The sequence below is a fragment of the Neptuniibacter sp. QD57_21 genome, assembly GCF_047778075.1.
In the GTDB taxonomy this organism is placed as follows: domain Bacteria; phylum Pseudomonadota; class Gammaproteobacteria; order Pseudomonadales; family Balneatricaceae; genus Neptuniibacter.
This window is the reverse complement of the sequence record NZ_CP180549.1, coordinates 2,906,722-2,930,812: the sequence shown is the minus strand read 5'-3', so window position 1 is coordinate 2,930,812 and position 24,091 is coordinate 2,906,722. Positions and strand designations below refer to the sequence as shown.

The window sequence follows — 24,091 nt, the reverse complement described above, 5'->3', positions numbered from 1 at the left end:
AAAGCACGGAAGCTTACTTATAAACTCAACTTTAAGATTGAGTGAAAAATATAAAGGTAGTGTTGTGAATCAAGTGCAAACTCAAACGGGTAGTAACCAAGCTGAGCAATTGGCAAAGCTTGAGCAGCATAAAGAAGTGTTGGGTCAGTTATTTGAACTCTACACGGATCTATTTAGTCACGACGGCTATGGAGATATTGGTGTAGAAATCAAAATTCTACGTCGTGGTCAAAAGGAAGTGATTCTGCATTGTGGTAAACAGTACCGTTACGTACTGGATTGCGACAGTGCTTTGGCGAATGAATCGCCAATTAAAGCTTTATTGAAAAGAGATCTTCTTTCTTCGTGAGTCTCTTTTTAATTTTTGCCTGAGAGATCAGGTATGCAGTTTAGCTGCAGTAGGAGTAAAAGGAATTGCTCTGAAATGGTGCAAGGCGGGTGGCCTTAGTTTCGCGGTAGAAGCAGCGCCAAGGGAAGCGTTCTAAATCGGACTGGGTGAGATGCCGTAGCTCTCTGGGGGAGAGTCAGCTCTTACGTCAAACAGTCTTAACCCAAAATCGTTTTAGAAACTGGAATTTATAAAAATGTTGAAATCTCTAATGGAAAAGCGCGAAGCGCTAATGGCTCGTTTTGCAAAAGTTGAAGAATCTCAGATTCAAGATGCCGAGCTTCGTTCTAAATTCCGTTCACTTAAAGCTAAGCAGGGCGGTTTTACACTGCTTGAGCTACTCGTTGTTGTAGCAATTCTTGCGGCTATCGCTGGTACTGCGGCTATCGCTCTTCAAGATACGGACGCACGTGCATCTGCAGCAGCTCACGTTGCAATGATGGATGAGCTAAACAAAGGTGTTCGTACTTTCCGTGTACTAAACAAGAATACGTTACCAAACAACTATGATTCACTACTCGTTGCTGCTACTTCTGATACCGCTGGTGTAACTGCAGCGACTGCATCGAGCGTATTGGCGATTGAAGATATTGATACGATTGCATTGACCGCAGACATTGTGGGTATTCTGGATGCAGGTGGTGTGACGCAGCTTCAGTACTTAGGTGAAGACCAAGGTGATGATGCAGTTCATGGCTTCGTAACTGCTTCTGGTGATGCTTGTACTGATGTAAACATGCAGGCAACAATCGCTTCTCGTAGTAACCACGTTGTAGCGGGTAACATCTTCCTTACTCCTGATGGTAACGGTTGTGGCTTTGCTCGTACTCTAGCTGCAGGCGATCAGGCTGCATTCTGGACAGGTGGTGAAGAGCGTCTTCTTGGTCAGCCTGTAGCTGCTGGTATTGTTGAGTATGATGGTACTAACTTGGCAACGGCAACAAGTAAAGCGTTCTTAGCTGTAGGTCTAGGTCCTGCCTCTAACTTGTTTAATGCTAACGATCTAGGTGGTATGACTTCTGTTCCTGTATACCGCCACGTATCTGAAACTGAATACAACCGTTTTGTTGCACTATTCAACGTGGGTGATTTTGACGGTGCAGGCTCCATCAATGCTGGTGATCAGGTAGTGCTTTCTGCGATCGTTGATGGCGCTGGTGATACTAAAGAAGAAGAACTGGGTGAGTGGGACGGTACTCGTAACACTATCTAATTCGGTTTAACCGGATAACCCTTAAGCCGGTTAGGTCATCCTGACCGGCTTTTTAGTATCAACGTTGTGGTTAGATCATGCGCTATTATTTTTTGTTCTTCTTCTTTTTTTCTCTGCAATTACATGCTGATTCTTCATTAGATAAGCTGCGAGACACCTATCGTAGTATCGAATTAGCTACCTTTGTTAAGGCTAATTATGTATCTGCAACGATGGCTGAAAAAAAACAGCGCCTCATGCTTCAACCTGAAGCAATTCAGTTTCAGGCATTACTAATGGCTCGTCCTAAACCTGGAAGGTTTTCTTTGGCCTACGATGCCTTGCAGCTTTGGGAAAGGGATGAAGAGCTCCCCAATATTGACCACAGTGCTTTTGTAGGTTTGAAAAATGGCCCTGTTTTAGGGGTGTACGTCACTCATGAAGCAGCAAAAATGTTGAAAAAAATAGAATTAGAAAAGCCTGTGCAGTTTTATGCCATGCATATCTATAACTACTCCAACGGGCCGCGATTAGTAATCGTTGCTGCTCAAGAAAAAACTTTGGATTAATTCTTTTCTCTCTTGGTATCCACTTAATGTCAGTGCTGCAAAAGTTTTTAAAGCGAAAGCCACCTCTTGATGATGAAAATCATCTAGATGAGTTGCCTTTAGATGAACATGATTTAGTTAATCCTTTTGAGCCTGGTTTGATGGATAAAGAAGGGGTTGTTGGTGAGTCCCCATATTTATCAACGGCAAATGATAAGGCTTCTGATCAAAATGATATCGTCGATCCTGAACTTGTTGCTGCAGAGCAGAAAGAAAGTCGATTTAAATCCCTCATCAGTGGGATTCGTTTACCTACGCCGGGCGCTAGTTACAATCTTTTAGCCTTTCAGGCTGGTAGCTTTGGATTGCGTGGGGTTTTAGTTTGTGATGCTCGTCATGGGGCATTGCTCGGTCCTGCAGCGGAATCGAATAATGTTGATTTTACCCGTGCCATCGCAGAAGTCGTTGATCAGCTTAAGCTGCATCATAAGCGCCTTCCCAAGCAAGCTATCTTAGTTACTCCTAGTGTAATCTCTTCCATTGTTGAACTCCCCGTTAGTCCATTGCGTCCTCGCTCTGAGGATGAAATGCGCGAGCTTATTCGTTGGGAGTTGGAAGGCACTTTAACTCAGCAAAATAAACACTGGTTAATTGGATCAATGCTGGTGGAGCGTGGTTACTTAACAGCCTCCCAGCGAGATGAATTAGTCGAAGAGCTTCAAATTAGGCAAAGCCAGGGCGGGCAAGAGGGGCTTCTGAGATTCGGCGATCTTGCTGTACAGCTTAATTATATTACCCATGAGCAATTAGAAGAGTGTTTTGTCCTGCAAGGCAAACTTATCGCAGTTGATGATGATCTGGCCTATGGTTGGCAGGCTGAGGAGCCACAACTTACACAAGGTTTAAGCGATGAAGCGTTGTTAAGTAAAGACGATGACGGTGATAGTGCTCATAAATGGTTAGTTAGTGGTATGAGCAAGTCTGTTCGCCGTCGTTGGGTTGGGGCTTTTAACCTTAATGGTATTAAATTGCAGGCTTTTTATCCTGCGGTAGGTAGTAGTTTTGCGATGCTTGCTCAGCGTTGCTCTGATCCCCAGCAAGCTTTATTGGAAATTCATCAAGAACAGCTAGCCTTTATTACAGGTGGTCCAAGCGCGGTAAATGAAATTCGTGTTGAAGAGCGTCAATATGGAGACGTGCGTCAGGATGAAATTCAGCGTTTATTAGGTGTTCTTCCGTCCGATCTGCACAAGCTCTATGTCAATTTTCAGGGTAAAGAGAAAGATGAAATTCTTTTTGCTTTATCTAATAGCACAGCCCTAGATATAGAAACCTTAAATTTTGAAGGGTTGGATATTCCAAAACCTGAGCATCTCTTTAATGAGGCACTGCTTGGTATCGCAGGCGCTGCAGAGCACTTTTTAAATCATGTCGCCAAAGCGAGATTGAGCTGGATTCCTGCAAAAGATGCCGAAGTCTCTTTCTTTAAAAAGCTACTTGCACCGAAAGTGCTAAAAATATCTGCCGCTGTAGCTGTGGCTTTTTTGATGATGGGCTTTCTTGGGTGGATGCATTGGAATATGTGGCAGCAACAAGAGCGTTTGGATCAGTTGAATACTCGTTTTGAAACAGACAGTAAACTCAAACAACAATTTTCTGGAATTGCTGCTGAACAAGTTCATTTAAAGCAAAAAATTATAGAAGCGAAAGAAGAAGTAGCTCTAAATTCAAAATTGTTAATTCTTCTTGGAAAAGAATTTCCGCGAGATAAAAACCTGATCAATATTCTTTTGAAGTCACTTATTTTGGTGACTCCTGAAGGTGTCAGCATTCAAAGCATTACGCAGTCCGAAGGGTTATTAATGATTGCCGCATTGGCTCATCGGGATACGCAAGGGCAGGAATTTGTCAGTGCGCTAAATAAAGTAATGGTTCCTCTTGATTACCAAGTGTTTAGCTCTGATGTCTCTCAGCATGAGAATTTAGATGAAAGTGACTTTGCCCCTTATCAAGTGAATATCACGCTAAGGCAGAAGGTCAGTGCTTATATTTCGGAGGGTCAGAAATGAACTGGGTGAAGGAAAAGTACCTCAATCTATCCAGTAAAGAGCGGAAACAAGTGCTTGTTCTGACTGTTTTTGCTCTGCTGGCGGGTTACATGTTTTATGCAGCGCAGACTTGGCAGGCGATGTTTCATACCGAAAAAATGGCGAATCGCAAAGCTGACCGTATTGAAAAGCGTATCGGGGAGTTTAAGGCTCCAGAGTTGGAAGAGGGAATCAGTGACCAGGTTTTATCTAAGCTAGAGGGGCAGCTTAAAAAGCAGGAATCATCTCTAAAAGACTATGCCAATTCATTGATGCCAATTGGCGATGCAACCGCGCGTGAAGCTCTGAAATTAGAACTTACTCAACTCGCTTATGCTAACCAACTGCGTGTGGCTCGGATGAAAGCAAGCGAACTGAAACCTAGTGTTGAAGTAGTTCAATTATCTGGCGAGCAGCTCCGAGATTACTTACAGGAGCGGCCAGTATTTAAGCTGGTTTTAAGTGGTCAATTTTTAAATTTAGTGAGCTTTGTTGATGGACTTAATCAATTGAAATATCAGGTCTATGTGAGTGATCTCAATATTGAATTGCTCAACGATCAAAATAGCTTGTTAAAAGTAGAGATGGAATTGCGGATCTAGGGCGTTGTATGAGTAGTCTTAATCAAATTCAGCAGTTAATGGATGACTGTGTTCGTCTTGAAGCCTCTGACCTTCATATCTCTGTCGGCCTTCCTGCAACCTATCGTATTCATGGGCGAATTACGCGTAATAATGAAGAGCCATATTCATCTGAGCTGGTGGATGAGATGGCCTATGCGTTGATGAGTGATTCCCAGCGAGAGCAATTTCAAAACGACCAAACATTAGATATGGGTTGTAGTACGGAGGCTGGACATCGTTTTAGGGTGAATGCCTACAGAGAACAAGGTAATACCGCTTTAGCTATCCGTTTTTTAGATGGTGGATTAAAAACCACCAGAGAGCTGGGTTTGCCACCACAGATGGATTATCTGGCTGAGTTAAAAAGTGGTTTGGTCCTTGTTTGCGGCGCGACAGGTTCCGGTAAATCAACGACACTGACAGCTATACTCAATAGTATCAATGAGAATCAAGCTAAGCATATTTTGACAGTGGAAGACCCGGTGGAGTTTGTTCACCAAAATAAGCAATCTATTGTGCACCAGCGTGAGCTTTATACGGATGTACCTGACTTCGCCAGTGCAGTAAAAGCGGCGCTGCGAGAAGATCCTGATGTAATCATGGTCGGAGAGATGAGAGACCTCGAGACCATGCGAACAGCGCTAACAGCGGCTGAAACCGGTCATCTAGTATTTTCAACATTGCATACTAATGATGCGGTGGGTGTTGTCGAACGTTTGATTGGTAGTTTCCCGGGTAACGAACAAGGTGTTGCCCGTCAACGTATCGCTCATGCTTTAAAAGCGGTTGTAGCTCAAAATTTAGTACCTACGGCTAACGGCAAAGGTCGAGCGGTTGTTGCTGAAATTTTGATGGTGAACACGGCCGTTGCCAACCTAATTGAATCCGCAAAATCCAAACAAATCTATTCAGTGATGGAGAGTAGTACTCGGCAGGGAATGCAGACTTTAGATCAGGCACTTGCGCGTTTAGTTGCGGCGAAGAAGATTACCCTCGAATCGGGCAGGAGTTTGTGTAGAGATATTGGTTCGTTTGAGCGTATGCTGGGTGGTCAATAATGGCTGCACAAGAAAATAGTTTGCTCAATGCCGGTACTCAGGCAGGTCTAATTGACCCGATAATGCTGCCTGAACTTAAAAGTAGTGCTCGACGATCAGGGACCGACTTGATTGAGCTGTTGTGCCGAACAGGCCGTTATCCCAAAACGGCTTTGTATCAAGCTTTAGCTGATAGCCGTTCATTACCCTTCCTAGATCGTGAATCGATCGAGATTGACACTAACTTGCTCAATCCATTTAACGCTGACACATTGCTTCGGCGGATGTTTGCTCCGGTGAGATATCAAGGCGAATTATATGTGCTTTTATCAGATCCCGATGATCGTATGGGCTTGGATACGGTTCAGCGAATCATAGGTAAACGTGCGACACCGGCGTTAGCAGATCCAGCATTAATCGAATCAATCATTCGTAAACATTTTAATGTTTATGAGATCGGTGCGAATGCAGTCACGATTATTGATGACATTATGAAAGAGGCGTATATCTGCTCGGCAACGGATCTTCACTTCGAGCCTCAAGAGACGGGCATGCTGTTACGTATGCGAGTCGATGGCAAGATGCAAAGTTATGAACGGCCGATCAGTAAAGAGCTTTCTGAGTCGCTGATGTCGCGTATCAAGGTGCTTGCGGGCCTCGATATCGCTGAGCAAAATATGGCGCAGGATGGTGGCTTTAGCTACAAGATTCAAGATTGGTTTGAGGTTGATGAAGTTGAGCTCCGTGTCGCGACCATCCCTAGCCGTTGGGGTGAAAAAGCAACCTTAAGGGTTCTAGGTCAAAGTACTGCAGGTCAGACCTTATCTGATTTGGGTATGCCGGATCATATCCTCACGTCAATGAAGCAAGCTTTAGCCAAACCTCACGGCATTATTCTGGTAACGGGGCCTACGGGTAGTGGTAAAAGTACAACGCTGTATGCATCCCTGCGTGAATTGGATGCTTCGCAGTTAAATATCCTCACGGTTGAAGATCCTATTGAACAGGTTGTTGAAGGTACTACACAGGTTCAGGTATCCGAAAAAGTTAGCTTTTCCAAAGCCTTACGATCTTTCCTACGTCACGACCCTGATGTGATGTTAGTAGGTGAAATTCGAGATAACGAAACGGCCGAGACCGCGGTTCGCGCAGCGATGACTGGGCATATGGTGCTGTCCACCTTACATACGAATAGCGCCGTCGCCACGGTCAACCGCCTTATTGATATAGGGTGTCCCCGTTACCTCATCTCTTCAACGCTCGCTGGGGTATTAGCTCAGCGATTGTTACGTCGTTTATGTTCTCACTGTAAAGAGGCTTATCAGCCTGATCAGAGAGAGCGTGAGATTCTTCAGTTGTCTCAGAGTGAAGATATTACTCTGTATCGCAACCATGGATGCCCTCAGTGCACCGGTAGTGGCTACCGGGGACGTGTAGGTATTTATGAAACCTTATGGATTGATAAAGAGATAGAGCTATTGATCCATTCGGGTGCTGAAGATGAACAGATAGCAGAAGCCGCTGCGGGTGCAGGTCTGCTCAGTACTCTCTGGCAAGACGCCAGAGATAAAGTGCTAGAAGGCACAACAAGCCTTCAAGAAGCAATGCATCTGTATTAGGAGAAACTATCTGATGAAGTTCAGCTATAAAGCGTTGGACCCTCAGGGACGTGAGCGTCAAGGCACTGTTGAAGCGAATAGTGCTGCAGACGCAACCGCACAATTACGGTCACGCTCCTTACATGTCCTAAAGCTTGATGCGGGAGGCCAAGCTTTCAGTTTGATTGCCTTTATCGCAAAGATTTTTAGTTATATCTCAATTAAACGCTATACCAGCGCCAGTGCCGCGGACCAGGTTATTTTCTTCCGCCAGTTATCTCTAATGCTGCGCTCGGGTAACACCTTAATGCAGGGCTTAGAGCTCTGTTCGGAAATGACCGAAAAGATTCAACTGCGTAATAGCTTGATCAATATTCTAGTGGCAATTCAGGGCGGTAGTAGCTTTGCAAATGCGATTGAAAAGCAGGGCAGTAAATTCCCGCCAATCGTGGCCAAGTTGATCGCTTCAGGTGAAGCGTCGGGTGAATTACAAATGACACTAGAGCGCTTGGCTGATTCGCTTGAGCGAAGTGCTGCGCTGAAGCGTCAATTTGTTTCTAGTTTGATCTACCCAGTTCTGGTTGTGACCGCAGCGCTTGGTGTGACTCTTTTCTTAGCGTTGAGCATTGTGCCGAAATTTGCCAAGTTGCTCGAGGGAAAATCGCAGCAATTACCTGCTGCAACTCAAGTTATGATGGATGTCTCGGCTTGGTTAATCGATTATGGCTTTTACCTCGGTGTAACGGTTGGTGTGGTTATCTTTGCGATTTTAGTGGCTTACACCACTAAGGTTGGTAAGGCCATTATCGATCGTGTTTTGATCAACCTTCCTCTTGTCGGTAATTCGATTAAAACCTCTGGTATGGCTCAGATGGGATGGACTATGTCCATGCTATTAAGCAGTGGTTTAACGGTACTTGAATCTCTTCGAGTGGTGAGCTCGGTTGTGGGTAACGACCGCTTATCACTTTGTTTCTCTCATGCCAGTGATGAAATTCTGGCCGGTCGAAGTTTAGCTGTAGGCCTTAACCAACGAAATATTCCCATGATGGTTCAACACATGGCGGGTATCGGTGAGCGTAGTGGTGAGCTGGAACATGTCATGTTGGAGCTCGGGCGTTACTACCAAGATCAGGCGGAAGCTCGAATTAAACGGATGATCGCAATGATTGAGCCTGCAATGACATTAGTTGTGGGTGGTCTAGTAGGTGGCGTCTATTACGCCTTCTTCAAAGCGATGATGCAGGTTTCTGCAGGTTAAGGTCGGGAGATAAATTATGCAATTTGATTTAACAAAATACGATGTTAGCGCAGATAACCTGATTTTTGCGGCTAATGAATCTGATGCGGATAGATTTGATCAGGGTACAGATACTTATAACGATCAAACGGCACCGTCTTATCTAAATGGTTTGTTGTTGGATGCAGTGCGCGAAGGTGCCTCTGATATTCACTTTGAGCCTTACGAAGAAAAGCTACGTATTCGTGTACGTGCCGATGGGGTAATGCGTGAGCTCACCTCTATGCCTCGCGGTTTTGGTAACTTGCTGACCATACGTCTTAAAGTTATTTCTGGTTTAGATATCGCGGAACATCGGGGTACTCAAAGTGGCCGTTTCCGTATGATGATCACAGATAAAGTGGGTTTAGATTTCCGTTGCTCGGTTACGCCGACACTCTTCGGTGAAACTATCGTTCTGCGTATGCTTTATCTGCCAGAAGAGCTGCTGAATTTAGATCATTTAGGTATGGATCAAAGTCAGATTCAATTGGCTCAGCAAGCAACTAAAAAGCAGCAAGGGATGATTCTAATTACCGGGCCTACTGGTAGCGGTAAAACCGTATCCTTGTATACCTTGTTAAAGCAGTTAAACAGCCAGCAGCGCAATATCTACACTATCGAAGACCCGATCGAAATTAACTTGCCAGGGGTTAATCAGATCAATGTCAGCCAGAAGCAGGGTATAACCTTTGCCAATGTAGCTCGTACGATTCTTCGTCAAGATCCGGATGTCATCATGCTAGGTGAAATGCGTGATCACGAAACGATCGATTCAGCGATTAAAGCTGCGCATACCGGTCACCTTGTTTTATCTACACTTCACGCAACCTCAGCACCTAAAGTGATATCGCGCTTGCGCAATATGGGGGTCGATCCTTACAACATCGCTTCGACGGTGAGCTTGATCATCAGTCAACGTTTACTTCGTAAGCTTGATCCTGCAAAGCGTGAACGAGCAGAGGTGCCTAAAGAACGTTTATTAGCAATCGGTTTTAAGGACGATGAACTACAAGGACTAGAGCTTTATCGAGCTAAAACCGGAGAAGGAAACCCTACAGGGTATAAAGGCCGAATTGGTATCTTCGAGGTTTTACCTGTGACTCATACCTTATCGCGTTTAATCGCAGATGGGGCTACTGACGCAGATATTGAAGCCTATGCTGATGCCAATGGTATTGCCGACCTTCGTCGTTCTGCACTGGACAAGCTCAAAGCAGGTTTAACGGATATAGATGAAGTAGAGCGCGTACTTGGTTTAGTTGAACAAGCTGAAACTGAGCTACTGAATATTCCAGAACTATTGCAGCTTAATCAGAGTCAATCTGAGCAAGTAGAGGAGGTTGTGTAATGTCTAATCAACATAATTTCCCAAATAAGAAAAACCAACAAGGTTTTACCCTTATCGAGCTGCTGGTGGTTGTCTCTGTATTAGCAGCTATGGCGGGTATCGCGGCTGTGGCAATGGATGGTTATGAGCAGGATGCTCAGGAACAGTTAGTGCAAACTGAAATGAAGCGTATTGCTTCAGCGATTTATCGGTTTAAAGAGGATACGGGGTATTTTCCGAAAGAGGGTATTTTTTCTGGTGATGCATTGTTTGGATCAGATGCAGGTTCTCAGAAAACGTTATATAACCATGTAGAAAACCTATCTTGGCTTTTTAATAGTCCACAAGTTTTAGATTCAAATGGTGATGATAAGGTTGATGGCGCAGATACACCTTATGAACGTTTATCGTGGAATGAAAATTCAGGAAGAGGGTGGCATGGTCCATATCTCACAATCGGATCGCAACGACGTCTCAGTAGTGAAGATTGTGATTTGGCTGTGCTAGATGTAGATAAAAGTTATTTGGGATTAACAGATCCTTTTGAACGTCAGACCTCTTATAACAGTCTTTCTGTTTGCTCGATCGTATTAGATGAGGGGAACTGGATTACACGCGAATCATCTGGTCGTGCTTACGGATATTTTACTGCATATAACAATAATGCTGTAGAAGACTGTAAGGATACAGGTAATGGCTGCATCGCATTGGTAAGTGCAGGGACTGATAGTGAATTAGATACTGATCTTACTGATGGTGTGACAAATGATATCGTTCATATTCTAAGGGTGAATCCATAATGAAAAATGTTGTAAATAAGCAGCATGGTTTTACCTTGCTGGAGCTTGTGGTTGTCGTTGCTGTAATGGGCTTGATCGCTTCTTTAGCGACCGAATTTGTTGTTCAGGAAACTAATCAACAGCGTTTTGAAACGACCAAAACGCGCGTAAGTATGATTCGCTACGCGGTTGTGGGTGATGATAGTCGGACAGTGAATAGTCAACCTATCATCAGTGGTTATGTTACTGATATGGGGGTGTTACCTACAGAGTTAAGGCAATTAATGATGGAAAGTTATTGCACTGATGCTCGTTATTTTAGTTCTACTGATTGTGGTGATAATGGCGGAGCTTGGGTGACTCAGTCAGGTTGGCAAGGGCCTTATCTTAAACCAACAAGTATGGAAAACATTACTGATGGTGAAGGGAATTCACGTCAAATACCTGTTTTTAGGGACGCTTGGGGGAACCGAAGTGCCGATAGTAATGAGGATTGGAAAAACTTTGGTTGGGACTTTGCTCGTGTAAATGATTCTTGGTCTAATGATGCAGCAGGTTTAAATTTAAAAGTACAAAGCTTTGGTTTAGATGGAGTAGCGGACACTACATCTCCTTCTTCGAGCAAAGAGTTTATTTTTGAACAGGATTATCCGGTTCTAGATGAGCTATCTTTCCCTCTGGTAACAGGAAATGATTATTTGGCATCAGGTCAAACAGTTTCATTTGAATTGGTAAACAATTCTGGGAGTAATGTAGATGTTTGCGTGAACTGGACTGGTGTGGATGATGATCATGAGGATTATTTAAATATGCCATCTGGTACAACTAACGACCATGATTTTCCAACCACTATGGGGTATGTAAATTTCTCGGTTGTCGCAGATAGTAATACATCTGATGGGGTTTGTGATAATAGCAATCCAGTCGATGCTGTATCAGTTTTATTTGCTTCGTCTTCAATCGTTACGGTATATGGGGCTGCTCCCTTACCAACGATTGAGATTTCGGTTGAACCTTAGTACTCGACACTGTTTTTGCATTTTGCATCTTACGGTATAGGTGCATGCTAATAGCACTAGATATGAAAGCTAGAATCAACACCAAGCTACTCTGAAAAATAAACGCCAAGCTATATGCGTATCCCGTGTATAGCTTGGTAATGAGTGTAAGCACTTTCAGCGTGGTTATCCCTGTCATAAATCCAACTCTTATTTTTATTGATGCAGGGCAGTATAGACAGCATAAATTGCACAAGGAGAAACGATTCTCATTTGTAAATTAGATAAAATTTTATTAAAATTCGCGCCTTTATTTATGAGTTGTTATATCTGTCTGTATTCACTATTTCATAAACATCATTAAATAGTGTTTCTTTGTATCTTTTGACAGTCGTGTAAGCTCAAACAGTAAGAATGGTTTCTGGCCCAGCATCAAAGGGTGATGTGGTGTTAGTTGCTTTCCTACTTCCTGAAGTTGTATTTGCTTATCAGCGCTCGTGGTGAGTGTGATTAGCGGTGCTCCTTCATTAAGCAGGCCTAAAATCAGGTCGTTGGAAAAATACTAATGCATATTAAAACTGGAGCCATCCATGACTTCCTCTGTTATCTCAGAATCGTCTGAGCATAATAAAAAATCGCCAAGCCTAGTATTAAAAGCAGGTTTAGGTGTTCTTGCCGTTAGCCTAGGTGTACTGGGGTATACCGTATACGAATCAAAAATTAAGCCTCTCTCCGGTTATGGTGATGATTGGGCTGCTTTAGATTACTTAAAAGATAAAGATCCTAAGGCTTTATCGGGTGGTGATCTAACTCACTTTATGTTCGGTGATGTTTCTTTTGTGTCTGAAGCGCAAAATTTACCTTGGCAGTTGCAAGCCACCTTTGATGATGGTGATGGTGTTTTCGAACGACCTTTTTCACCAGCGGTCGAAAGCGGGTATCGCTATGATGCGGATGGTGTAGGGCCCCTATTTAATCAGGTATCTTGCGAAGCCTGTCATATCGCTGATGGTCGCGCTGCACCGCCAACGGATCTTAGTAAACCAATGGAAGGCCTACTGTTTCGTGTATCTGTGCCGGGTAAAGGGAAACATGGAGGTCCCAAACCTCATCCAGTATATGGTGGCCAGTTAGCAGATAACTCTATTCCAGGTCATCAGTCAGAGATTTCTTTAGATATTACCTATGAGGAGATTGTCGGTTATTACGCTGATGGCAGTGAGTACCGTCTTTTAAAGCCTATCTATAGTTTCCCAGAACAGAACTACGGTCCGTTAGGTGATGATGCGATGATCTCGCCGCGTATAGCACCATTTATGATCGGTATGGGTCTGATTGATGCGATTACAGACAAATCAATTTTGGAATATGCGGATCCTGAAGATAAAGACGGTGATGGTATTTCCGGTAAGGTGAACAACGTGTGGAGTGTTGAGTTCAACAAACACATGATTGGTAAATATGGTTGGAAAGCTGAGACCCCAACGTTGAATCAGCAGGGTATGGATGCCGCTGTGAATGATGTGGGTGTTACTAATCCATTGTTCCCAGTTGAAACCTGCACAAGTACACAAACAGCATGTAAAGAAGCTTTGTCTGGTACAACCGATGCACCGGTTGAAATGACCGAACAGCAAATGAATGCTGTGACAACGTATCTTGAATTCCTAGGTGTTCCAGGGCGTGACTATCTAGATAACCCGGATGTGATCCGTGGAGAAAAACTATTCAAAGATACCGGTTGTGAATCCTGTCACCGAGAGACCTTTGTAACAGGTACTGAACAACGTCAGCGTCGCTTACATAATCAGACCATTCACCCTTACTCAGACTTCCTTCTTCATGATATGGGGCCGGATTTAGCTGATCATCGTCCATCATTTGATGCGGATGGTTACGAATGGCGAACACCACCATTGTGGGGCATAGGTATGGTTGAGACTGTAAACGGTCATACCCGCTTTATGCATGATGGCCGCGCGCGTAACTTGGAAGAAGCGATTCTTTGGCATGGTGGCGAAGCTGAACAGTCTAAACAGGACTTCACTAAGCTTGAACAAGCTGACCGTGAAGCGATCGTTAAATTCCTTAAATCCCTATAAATGACTCATGCCAGCTGAGACAGCTGGCGTTTTTTTATTGCCTGAAATAAGCAGCCTTTGGAGCAGTGATAGTGACCTCATTAAATTTGCACTTAGAAACGCAGTCCGTTCGAAGTGAATTACAGCCGGTTTACCAGCAGTTAAATCAGCTGATTCTGGGTAAAGAGTTACAAATTAAATTGTCGCTTACCTGCTTATTGGCTAATGGGCATCTGCTTTTAGAAGATCTTCCGGGGATGGGTAAAACTGTACTTTCTCATTCCTTAGCGAAAGTGCTTGGATTGGATTATAACCGGGTTCAATTCACCAATGATCTGTTACCTGCAGACCTGCTTGGTGCATCAATCTACCAAGCGCAAAGTCAGTCTTTCCATTTCGTTGAAGGACCTGTGTTTACCCAGTTTCTTTTAGCTGACGAGATCAATCGCGCGACGCCTAAAACACAAAGTGCGTTGTTAGAAGCGATGGAGGAGCGACAGGTCAGTCTAGAGGGTGAGACACGTAAGTTACCCAACCCGTTCTTTGTTATAGCGACTCAAAACCCAGCTGAACAGATCGGTACTGCGCCTTTGCCTGAGTCTCAATTGGATCGTTTTCTAATGCGGATTCAAATGGGGTATCCAGTGAAGGCTGCGGAGTTAGAAATATTAGCAGGAGAAAGTCGACGTGACCTGCTGAATCAGGTTGAAAGCCTGATCGATATTGAACAGCTAGAGCAATATCAGAAGCAAGCAAGCGGCGTTGGATGTAGTGAAACCGCGTTGGCTAACCTGTATGAATTACTGCAGTTCAGCCGTGAAAGTAATCATTTCACCAATGGCTTATCCACACGTGCAGGTTTAGCATTGCTAAACGCAGCTAAAGCTTGGGCATGGTTGGAAGGTTCAGAACACCTGTTGCCTGCGCATATTCAAGCTGTTTTTCCTTATGTTGCAGGTCATCGTTTACAACGTATTAGCGGTGCTTGTAGTCCACTGGAAAATGGTCAGCTAATTTTAGAACAGGTTGCTGTTCCACGATGAAAGGCTGGCGTATAGCTCCAACAGGTTTAGGCATCGGTTTTTTGCTGATGCTGTTTGCGCTGTTACTGATAGCGATTAATTTCAGTAATAACCTGATTTTTACTTTGTGCTTTTTCCTAATGGCGGCATTCCTTCTTTCTGTCTGGTTTGTGATCCGCAATATGAATGGCATAGAAGTCGTTAATGTTCGGGTTAAGCCTGTTCATTTAGGCCAAAAAATTAATTATCAAATATCGGTTAAAGATCTGGTGGGTTCTGACCACCTTTATATCGAGCTAAATGGCAGCGATCGTTACTTCCACCTACCTGCTGATACAACTCAAATTTGGAATTTAGACCTCAATACTGATAAGAGAGGTTTGTCGATAGAGCAGCCATTAGAAATGAGCTGTATTTGGCCCTTAGGCTTATTTACCTTTAAACGAAAAATAGCGCAGTTACCTGAAGTTTTAATCTATCCCGAAGCGCAAGATCTTGCAGCATTAGATCAGCCTGCGAGTGGAAGTGCAGCGCATTCCCAATCAGAAGCAGAGGAGCTAGATGGACTTCGCGAGTACCAAGCTGGGGATAACTTAAAACGCATTGATTGGCGCGCAGTAGCACGTAGAGGTCAACTGCAGGTTAAGCATTTTGATGGTGCTGATGGTGACCCTAGCTTGTGGCTGGATTGGAACAATACTCAAGGCTTGGATTATGAGAGCCGAATCAGCTGCCTTTGCCATTGGGTACTGGAGTGCCAGCAAGCGGGTCGAGAGTTTGGTTTGAGACTACCGGCCAAGGAGATCGATCCTAATCGAACAGGTCAGCACGCCCAGCAGTGTTTAAGTGAGTTAGCCATGATGCCAGAGGAGGTCGTGTCGTGATCGGCTTTTTCTCCTCTCGTGCTCAATTATTGAGCCTTATTTTATTACTGTTAAGCGCTCTTCCTGCATGGGGGCACATTAGCTTTGTTCTCTTACTTGGTTCTGTTGCCGTTATCGCTACCCATCAGCAAATTAAACATAAGCCTGTTATACGCTGGGTAGTTCTGATCACCTGCTTATTAGGTTGTATCTCCCTCATTCACCTAAATGGCAAAGGCTGGTTCAATGCGACAGCCGTTCTTTCAGTCCTATATGCGGTATTAATTTTAAAATGGGCTGAGTCGAATACGCTTCGTGAATATAGGGTCGTTACTCTGGCGAGTACCTTGTTAGCGGCTTTGAGTAGCCTCTACCTACCTAGCTTACCTGCAATGGCATTTTTAATGATGACGGGTGTTTTGATGATCACCTGTTTAATTGCCATAAATGATTTTGAAGCACGTCTATCAGCGGGACAGTTGTTGAAGAAAAGTGGTCTTATTTCCATAGCTCTATTACCGATTACGGTAGTGCTGTTTATCACTATGCCTCGGATACAGGGGCCATTGTGGGATTTAGGCTTAGCCATTGGTTTACCTATTGAGCTGGCAATCGATCAAGATGCTACAGATATTGGCCTAAAGGGATCACTCAAAGCCGGTGAGGTGAGTCGCTTAAAACGTAGTGATACACCAGTATTAGTCGCCGAATTTAGTGGTTATGTGCCCTATAAGAGCCGTATGTATTGGCGAGGCCCGGTCTTTAGCGACTATGACGGAGTCAGTTGGAGTTTACCGGATAATTGGGATAAGCGAAGTAATCTGCTTAAGGGTTCTTACCGCGGACAAGAAGCAGTGGAGCAAGTTCTAACCAGTAAGCGTGATAAGGTCCATTACGAAGCTCGAGTTTCTCCTCATGCTGGGCATTGGTTATATGCCTTAGATCTACCGACAGGCCAAACACCTGAAGCACTAATATCGAAAGATATGCAGTTGTTAGGTATTCGTAAAGTTAGCTGGGAATTTAAATACGATATCTTTGCTTGGCTGGAATACAGTGGCGGTCGCAAACCTTCTGAACAGGAATTTGCAGCGTATTTAACTTATCCAGAAAATTCTAACCCGCGTTTGAAAGCTTTTGGTGAGGAGTTGGCGGTTAAATACGGTACCGATCAAGAAAAGATCGATGTGTTGTACACCCATCTCGCCTCAAATGGCTATCAAATGTCGCTAACCTCAGATATTGAGGAAAGTGCTCACAGTCTTGATCAATATTTCTTTGATGAAAAAACTGGAACGATCGAGCATCTAGCTTCTAGTACCGCAATGATTCTTAGGGCTGCTGGTATTCCTACACGTCTGATTAGTGGCTATCGCGGGGGGAGTTTAATAGCGCTGACTGACTTTGTCGTAGTTAAGCAGGAACATGCCCACGTTTGGGTTGAAGCTTGGAGTGATGATATAGGATGGCAGCGTATCGAAAGCAAAGACCTAGTCGTACCACCAGAGAAGTCAGCCGCACCGAAATCTAAGATTAAGACGAAGAAGCAAACTCAGTCGGCCGAAGCGAAACCGACAGCTGCTCCTGTAGCTGAAAAATCTCAAGCTAAGTCTAAATCAGTTAAAGACACGGAGAAGCAATCTACCTCCAGTTGGAGCTGGCTGAAAAAACTAAGCTCGGGTGTGGAAACTTGGGTTTTAAATTACAACCCTGATCGTCAAGTTGAGCTTCTTAAAAAGTCTGGTTTACGCAAAGTCGATTGGAAAAACCTCCTTGCCTTGAGTGTATTGGGCTTAGTGCTTTTAGCGATCGTCTATGCGCTCTTTTTACACGTTAAGAAAGCGAAAGTTGACCCTGTTAGTCGTGCTTTTGATCAGTTAAATGAACGGTTTGGTAAGTTGGATCTAGCTTGTTTAGACGGCGAATGTCCAAGCCAGTGGTTGAATCGGGTAAAAGTTGAAAAGCCAGAGCTATATCCTGCTCTGGAACAGGTCGTTAATCAGTACTTGGCGGTACGTTATGGTCAACAAGACACAGCAGAAGGGAAGGCACTTTTTGTGCGAGACGTAAAACGTTTGGTAGCGATGATATGACGATGAGAATATTTAAAATTTGGGTAATTCTATTCTGTGCTTCTATTGGTACAGCGGCGCAGGCAGCTAGTGATTATCCAGCCATTATGTTGCACCTGATAAGTGCGGGAGATAAAGCAGCAGAGGAATATCAGCCTGAACAAGCGATCGATTTTGGTAACCGCTTCTCGCAGCTCTATTTTGGGCATTTTGAAGGACAAGGATTGGAATTTGCAGTAGGCCAAGCTGATACCGATGCTATGTTACAGATAGAGCTTTCTTTTAGCCGACTTATTAACAGTGCGGTTACAGGAAAGCCTGTAACCGAAGTGCAAAACCAATGGCAGGACTTGAAAGCGTTATTAGAAGTCGCTCCGATGATCGATAGTGCTTCTGCTAGCTTTACCGAACTACTTGTTCAATCTTTCTTGATTCTACTACGAGAAGGGATCGAAGCTTTATTGGTAGTCGCTGCGCTTGTGACCTATCTCCGTAAAGCGGGAGCAGGGGATAAGGTTAATCTAATCTGGCTTGGTGCTTTGGCAGCTTTGGGTGCCAGTATCCTTACGGCTATTGCCTTAAACAAACTTATTCAAAACAGTGGTGCTGCTCGTGAAACCTTAGAAGGTTTGACCATGCTGGTGGCTGCTGTGTTGCTAAGTTATGTGAGCGCATGGCTCTTTGCGCGAAGAGAGATGCAACAATGGCAGGGGTATATCAATGATCGTTTAGGTCAAGCTATAGGCCAAGGAAGTTTATGGGCAGTTATCTCTGTTGCTTTCTTTGCAGTGTATCGAGAAGGTGCGGAAACGATCTTGTTCTATCAAGCTTTGATTAGCGATTCTGGAGGCGAACTTGATGCCATTATGGCAGGGTTTGCATGTGCGGTGGTAGCGTTGTTAGCAGTCTATGTATTGATCTTCCAGCTGTCTGTGAAATTACCACTTAAACAGTTCTTCACTGGAACAGCAGCACTTCTGTACAGCCTTTCAATCATCTTTGCCGGCAAGGCGACACTCGAATTGCAGGTGGCTGGATGGATAGGAAGTACTTACCTTGAATCAGCACCGACTGTTAGCTGGTTGGGTTTGTTCCCTACGCTGGAATCAATCGGTGCTCAGTTAGCATTGATGCTACTGCCAGTGTTGGGATGGATAATTACGCGTAAAAAAGCCTTTATCAAAGCTGAAAAAGTAGAAAATTCCGCAGCTTAAATAGCTGCTATAACAAAGAGTAGTTTGAGTCGTTTGGATTTCATTTGTCATTTATATTCTGTATATTGGTCATCAAGAGTGTTAGTTAACACTTAAAATGGAATCTATTAAATGGACTTTGATACTCTCAGGTTACTTAAGCCGCTTTGCTGAACCTTTCTGGAACGTTCTCCCGGAATTCTCCAGCCAGTATTGCTAGTCCATAATGATATTGTCTTCTGTTTTTATTGCTATAGAACCAGCAGTTTAAGTGATTGGGCAAATCTCCCTTGTTTATTGGGAGCTGAGTCGCCCATACTCTGCGGCGATGGCCAATATTTGACATGAAAAGTGATTAACTACTTTTAAACAGCAACAGACTTGTATCTTTAAAAGGACTTAGAAATGAAAAAACTGAAAAGCTATTTGTCATATGCAATTCTAGCCGGTATAGCTACTCAAACTTCAATATCAAATGCTGACGAAGTTCGCCATATAGATTTAGTGACTAACGATCTCATTTATAATCCGGTTGATGAAAAAATATACGCTAGTATTCCTGGTTCTCAGGGTACTAATGGAAATTCGATTGTAACTATTGATCCTGTAACAGGGGCAATTGGATCGTTTGTATATGTAGGTAGTGAACCTGGTGCGCTAGCAGTATCAGATGATGGCGAGTACCTATATATTGGGCTTAGTGGTTCAGCTAGTGTAGTTCCTTATCATATACCTACTATGACAGCTCGCTCTCCAATCGCTCTAGGTGATGATCCCCATTTTGGCCCGCTATATGCTGAAGATATTGAAGTGCAGCCGGGTAATCCTGACTTAATAGCCGTTTCTTTGAAACGTACTGCAGTTACCCCGCGTCATGGGGGCGTTGCTATATTTGATAATGGTGTTAAGTTGGCGGAAACGACAAGTAGTCATACTGGAAGCAATGTAATTGAATTTGGTTATTCGCCGAGTGTGTTATACGGATACAATAACGAAACTTCTGAATTCGGTTTCCGAACAATGGATGTTCATGAAACTGGGGTCACCACTCTAGATACAAAACAAACAGCAATCTCTGGTTATCGGGTTGATATAGAGTTTCATGATGGTGTTGTTTATTCGACTTCGGGTGATGCAATTGATTCTGTCACAGGCATCCAATTAGGTTCTTTTGCCAATGTAAGTTTTGCAGATGATGTAGCCGTAGATTCAAATCGTGACAAAGTGTATTTCCTAGATAATGGTGAAATCCAAACCTTTGCCAAAACAACTTATACTTTTGAAAAAGCAGAATTTTACGGCGGGTCAGATACTGATAATTTAGTATTGTGGGGGGATTCAGGATTAGCGTACAGCTCGGCTGATCAAGTGATCCTAGTCTCTGAAGAAACACCAACTAAACTAAGTCTTCATCCTAGCTCAGGCGAGTTTATTAGTACCCAAAATTTTGACTTTGCAGCTGTAGTTACTGGGCCGAATCAAGTAATTGATTTTTCTGCTTCGGTTGGTAATGTTGATATAACCAACGTGCTTAGTAACTGTATTCTTGGTGGAAATGAACTTCAGCAAAAAACACTTCGTTGTGCTGGATTTGGTAACCGTTTAGTTCAGGAATTAGGAAATGGCCCTCATGTGGTTGATATGGTTATTGGGCTAGATAATGCAACTAAGATGGAAGCTTCTGTTACTTGGGAGTTTATTAATACAACTGAATAGTAAAAATGTTCTGTTGTTAGTAAAGGCTGTGCAATATGCTCGGCCTTTTTTATACACTCTATTTTTAAATGCATGGAATTGTTTCGGTTGGTTTCATATTGACCATATAAGGATGTAAGCATACTGTTTAAAAGTGAATCGTAAACTTTATGGATGAAGGCTATGTCAGAGGGAATGAATGGAAAGTTATGGACAATAATCCTTACTGGTGTTTTTGCTCTTGCTGGTACTGTGGTTGGGGGATGGTTAGAAGCGGAATCTAAAATTGAGCTTGAACGAACCAAGTTAGACTCCAGTGTAATCTCCTTAGCGCTTTCGCAAAAAACAGAAAAGGAACGGCAGGCTTTTTTAGAATTTTTGGTTGGGACTAATCTGATTAAAGACCAAGAAACAAAAGAAGGGCTAAAAGAATATTTTGAAGGTCCTAATGCGAAATCCCCCCCTTTTATAGCTCCCAAACTAAATACAGATTTAACTGAACGTACTTTAGAGAATGCAAGTAATACGGATATCGACTTTTTTATCTGTGAAAAGGATATACGTAATGAACAACTGATTCTGCTACTTCAGAAATCGCATGCAGCAATATCTGAACATGGTGAATTTGGAGAGAGTAAATATAAATCTTGGGGGCCTACTCTATATAAAGAGGTCGCAGAAGAAGAGTTAAGTGGGAAAGCTACAGTCATTATTGACTTTGATCATCCTGAATATGCCGAACGTGAAGTTATTCATCGTCAGTTAAAATCAGTTAATGGTCAGTTACCTATCGTTTTTATGGATAACCGAGGTAGTCGTACGCCTTGGAGATTGAGTGTGATTCTTTGCGCCGAGTAGACCTATAGATTAGTTCATCCACTCAACCTGACGCTCGATATCAGTAGGTAGCTTAAGTTGCCAACGTTTAAGTTCTGACTTTGAAAAGAGATATCGTCCTTTCTTGGGAGTAACGATAGGCGGATTAGGGAAACGTTGTTCTCTAAGATAATGATTGACTATCTCTGCACTGGATCTGCCTTGATCGGCGCCTGAGAGGACGAGCCCGCCTACTGCTTTACCCTCGCCTATAGAGTATCCCCAGAAACCGAATAAGGGGATTTGTGAGCGTTGGCTACTCCAGCGGCTCGTTACATCTAGCTCTACCGCGACTCCATTGTTATCCAATAACTTTGCGTAATTGGCGATAATGATCAGGTCGTAGCCTTTAGCTTTGCTTTGTTCAATCTCAGTTTGCCATTCCTGAAGGTGTTTGAAGCGTCTGACATTGACTTGTACGCCTGCAATCTCTTGACGCATCTTAGAATCGAAAGATGTGTTAATAATAGCTGTAGTTGTAGGGCCATCATCCATCAATACTAGGATTCTTCTTAATTTAGGCACTATGCGTGTAAGCTCCGCTACGGAACGTTTTAAAAGAGGGCGCTCTAGTACGCCTGCAAGGTTAGTTGTGAGTGGAAGAACAAGCCTTGGATTACCATTTATCCCTAGAAAAACAACCTTATACCCTTGTTGAAGCGCAGGTTTGCCAACTAAGCGAAGAGCGTTGTCATCTGATACGACCACCACTTTCGGTTTTTTTTGTTGGATAAGTTGGATTGCCTCGTTTGCTTTCGTTTGAAAATCTCGATGCGGGATACGTTTAGTATCCATTTGATAGTCTTCTAAACTTGCGGTGTCTAAGCGATCTTTGAACGCGGTATAGTATTCCTGAACCCAAGGGTAGGCATGGTGATAGCTATGAACAAAAAATACATCGAGAGAATATGCCGGTAAGCAAAAGCAACAAAGTAAGATCCCTGTAAATAGCTTCATCTCTGACTCATCTGCCTGCGAGTGTTATTTTCAATATAGGCAGGTATCCAACAGCATTCCATTTAGCTATTACTATTTAATAGTGAGCTTTTCTCAGTCTCTTTAGCCTAAGTGCTTGAACAATTTTTAAAACCTTAGGTCATAAATCTTACCTATCCAATCTATAGAGAGAAGCAAATGGAGCTTGTTGAATGCTTGATGAATACTGTTTCTATATTGGTTGAGTTTGTGAGGAATGAACATGAAAACAGAGCGTTTAGAATTTAAAGGCCACGATGGATCAGTGCTAGCGGCTCGCTTGGATCTACCCGTTGGCAAACCTGCTGCTTATGCATTGTTTGCGCACTGTTTTACCTGTTCCAAAGATATACCTGCCGCTAGGCGAATAGCTCAACGTCTAGCATCTTTAGGGATCGCTGTGCTTCGTTTTGATTTTACCGGTTTGGGGCATTCGGGTGGGGAATTTGCAAATACGGGGTTTAGTTCTAACGTAGCCGATCTGGCATTAGCGGCTGATTACTTACGAGAAAACTATCAGGCACCGCAATTGTTGATAGGTCACTCTCTGGGTGGTGCCGCAGTTTTGGCTGCGGCAGATAGAATAGCAGAGGCGAAAGCTGTAGTTACGATTGGTGCTCCAGCTGAACCTGGACATGTTATTCATAATTTTGGTGATCATGTAAATACAATCTGTAACCAAGGTTCGGCAGAAGTGGAGCTGGGTGGTAGGGCATTTACCATTCGCCGTGAATTTATAGACGATATTTCAGATGTATCCTTAGAGACTAAGGTTAAGCATCTGAAAAAAGCGCTACTGGTGCTGCATGCACCCATGGATGTAACCGTAAGTTTGGATAATGCCGCACGTATATTCCAAATGGCTAAACACCCCAAAAGCTTTATCACCCTAGATAATGCTGATCATCTGCTTACGCGTGTTGAGGATGCCGAGTATACCGCTGAAGTGATTTCAACTTGGGTGCAGCGTTATATAGACGTTGAACTGTTACCAAAACAGATGAATGCCCCTGAGGGTGTTGTTCGGGTAAGTGAAGCTGATCCGGAGAGTTTTACTCAGGATATCAGCGCAGCAGGTCACCATATAATTGCAGATGAACCGGTGAGTTATGGCGGTAATCATCTAGGCTCCACACCTTACCAATTAGTTGCTGCTGGTTTAGGGGCTTGTACCTCAATGACGATTCGCATGTACGCGCGTCATAAACAGTTGCCACTGGAGCATGTGCAGGTGGATGTTATCCATGACAAAATCCATGCAGAGGATTGTTCTAGCTGTGAACAATCAGGGGGCAAAGTAGATCAGTTTGTGAGGCGTATAACGCTGATCGGTGACTTATCTGAGGAAGAGCGACAACGTTTGCTTGATATTGCAGATCGATGCCCCGTTCATAAAACCTTGGAAGGTGAGATCAATATTAAGACCGCGTTATCTAGCTAGCCATTCAAATGGCT

The 24,091-nt window shown here is 43.5% G+C and carries 20 protein-coding genes; 19 read left to right on the top strand and 1 reads right to left on the bottom strand.

Annotated features, from left to right (window positions below):
* The first annotated feature begins 64 nt into the window (after positions 1 to 64).
* The 18 genes from ACMXYS_RS13210 to ACMXYS_RS13125 all read left to right on the top strand — a co-directional run bounded on the left by ACMXYS_RS13210 (position 65) and on the right by ACMXYS_RS13125 (position 21,643).
* Positions 65 to 349 carry a hypothetical protein gene (locus ACMXYS_RS13210; RefSeq protein ID WP_415892334.1) on the top strand — a complete coding sequence of 95 codons (285 nt, stop codon included), beginning with the start codon at positions 65 to 67 and terminating at the stop codon, positions 347 to 349.
* 235 nt (positions 350 to 584) lie between these two features.
* A complete protein-coding gene (locus ACMXYS_RS13205) occupies positions 585 to 1,601 on the top strand; it encodes a prepilin-type N-terminal cleavage/methylation domain-containing protein (RefSeq protein WP_415882141.1) in 1,017 nt (338 codons plus the stop codon).
* Between the two features lie 77 nt (positions 1,602 to 1,678).
* Positions 1,679 to 2,149 (top strand): hypothetical protein, encoded by a 471-nt coding sequence (locus tag ACMXYS_RS13200; protein WP_415896814.1) that lies wholly within the window; start codon positions 1,679 to 1,681, stop codon positions 2,147 to 2,149.
* Positions 2,150 to 2,175: 26 nt separating this feature from the next.
* On the top strand, positions 2,176 to 4,197 hold the full coding sequence (locus tag ACMXYS_RS13195) for a hypothetical protein (protein WP_415882139.1): 2,022 nt from the start codon (positions 2,176 to 2,178) through the stop codon (positions 4,195 to 4,197).
* Positions 4,194 to 4,817: a hypothetical protein gene (locus ACMXYS_RS13190; RefSeq protein ID WP_415882138.1), complete on the top strand. Its 624-nt coding sequence runs from the start codon at positions 4,194 to 4,196 to the stop codon at positions 4,815 to 4,817. Before ACMXYS_RS13195 ends, ACMXYS_RS13190 begins: the two co-directional genes overlap by 4 nt.
* An 8-nt stretch (positions 4,818 to 4,825) precedes the next feature.
* Positions 4,826 to 5,896, top strand: a complete 1,071-nt coding sequence (locus ACMXYS_RS13185; RefSeq protein ID WP_415882137.1) for a type IV pilus twitching motility protein PilT — start codon at positions 4,826 to 4,828, stop codon at positions 5,894 to 5,896.
* The gene (locus tag ACMXYS_RS13180; protein ID WP_415882136.1) at positions 5,896 to 7,494 is read left to right on the top strand and encodes a GspE/PulE family protein; all 1,599 of its coding nucleotides are present in this window, start codon (positions 5,896 to 5,898) and stop codon (positions 7,492 to 7,494) included. The genes ACMXYS_RS13185 and ACMXYS_RS13180 overlap by 1 nt, the downstream gene beginning before the upstream one ends.
* Positions 7,495 to 7,507: 13 nt before the next feature.
* On the top strand, positions 7,508 to 8,734 hold the full coding sequence (locus ACMXYS_RS13175) for a type II secretion system F family protein (RefSeq protein WP_415896813.1): 1,227 nt from the start codon (positions 7,508 to 7,510) through the stop codon (positions 8,732 to 8,734).
* Positions 8,735 to 8,750: 16 nt separating this feature from the next.
* Positions 8,751 to 10,103 (top strand): GspE/PulE family protein, encoded by a 1,353-nt coding sequence (locus tag ACMXYS_RS13170; RefSeq protein ID WP_415896812.1) that lies wholly within the window; start codon positions 8,751 to 8,753, stop codon positions 10,101 to 10,103.
* Positions 10,103 to 10,882, top strand: a complete 780-nt coding sequence (locus tag ACMXYS_RS13165) for a type II secretion system protein (protein WP_415896811.1) — start codon at positions 10,103 to 10,105, stop codon at positions 10,880 to 10,882. Before ACMXYS_RS13170 ends, ACMXYS_RS13165 begins: the two co-directional genes overlap by 1 nt.
* Positions 10,882 to 11,880, top strand: a complete 999-nt coding sequence (locus ACMXYS_RS13160) for a prepilin-type N-terminal cleavage/methylation domain-containing protein (protein ID WP_415896810.1) — start codon at positions 10,882 to 10,884, stop codon at positions 11,878 to 11,880. Before ACMXYS_RS13165 ends, ACMXYS_RS13160 begins: the two co-directional genes overlap by 1 nt.
* Before the next feature lie 569 nt (positions 11,881 to 12,449).
* Positions 12,450 to 13,961, top strand: coding sequence for a di-heme oxidoredictase family protein (locus ACMXYS_RS13155; protein ID WP_415896809.1), 1,512 nt, complete (start codon positions 12,450 to 12,452; stop codon positions 13,959 to 13,961).
* A gap of 71 nt (positions 13,962 to 14,032) precedes the next feature.
* Complete coding sequence (locus ACMXYS_RS13150) at positions 14,033 to 14,983, top strand: AAA family ATPase (RefSeq protein ID WP_415896808.1); 951 nt, start codon at positions 14,033 to 14,035, stop codon at positions 14,981 to 14,983.
* Positions 14,980 to 15,846 (top strand): DUF58 domain-containing protein, encoded by an 867-nt coding sequence (locus tag ACMXYS_RS13145; RefSeq protein WP_415896807.1) that lies wholly within the window; start codon positions 14,980 to 14,982, stop codon positions 15,844 to 15,846. Before ACMXYS_RS13150 ends, ACMXYS_RS13145 begins: the two co-directional genes overlap by 4 nt.
* Positions 15,843 to 17,918, top strand: a complete 2,076-nt coding sequence (locus tag ACMXYS_RS13140) for a transglutaminaseTgpA domain-containing protein (protein WP_415896806.1) — start codon at positions 15,843 to 15,845, stop codon at positions 17,916 to 17,918. Before ACMXYS_RS13145 ends, ACMXYS_RS13140 begins: the two co-directional genes overlap by 4 nt.
* Positions 17,919 to 17,920: 2 nt before the next feature.
* Positions 17,921 to 19,111 (top strand): FTR1 family iron permease, encoded by a 1,191-nt coding sequence (locus ACMXYS_RS13135; RefSeq protein WP_415896805.1) that lies wholly within the window; start codon positions 17,921 to 17,923, stop codon positions 19,109 to 19,111.
* Positions 19,112 to 19,495: 384 nt separating this feature from the next.
* Positions 19,496 to 20,806 (top strand): YncE family protein, encoded by a 1,311-nt coding sequence (locus tag ACMXYS_RS13130; RefSeq protein WP_415896803.1) that lies wholly within the window; start codon positions 19,496 to 19,498, stop codon positions 20,804 to 20,806.
* Positions 20,807 to 20,968: 162 nt separating this feature from the next.
* A complete protein-coding gene (locus tag ACMXYS_RS13125; protein ID WP_415896802.1) occupies positions 20,969 to 21,643 on the top strand; it encodes a hypothetical protein in 675 nt (224 codons plus the stop codon).
* Positions 21,644 to 21,652: 9 nt separating this feature from the next.
* On the opposite strand, the gene ACMXYS_RS13120 is transcribed toward ACMXYS_RS13125, so the two are convergent.
* Positions 21,653 to 22,618: an ABC transporter substrate-binding protein gene (locus ACMXYS_RS13120; protein ID WP_415896801.1), complete on the bottom strand. Its 966-nt coding sequence runs from the start codon at positions 22,616 to 22,618 to the stop codon at positions 21,653 to 21,655.
* Between the two features lie 241 nt (positions 22,619 to 22,859).
* Between ACMXYS_RS13120 and ACMXYS_RS13115 the strand changes: the two genes are divergently transcribed.
* Positions 22,860 to 24,077, top strand: coding sequence for an alpha/beta fold hydrolase (locus ACMXYS_RS13115; RefSeq protein WP_415882103.1), 1,218 nt, complete (start codon positions 22,860 to 22,862; stop codon positions 24,075 to 24,077).
* The last annotated feature ends 14 nt before the right edge of the window (positions 24,078 to 24,091 follow it).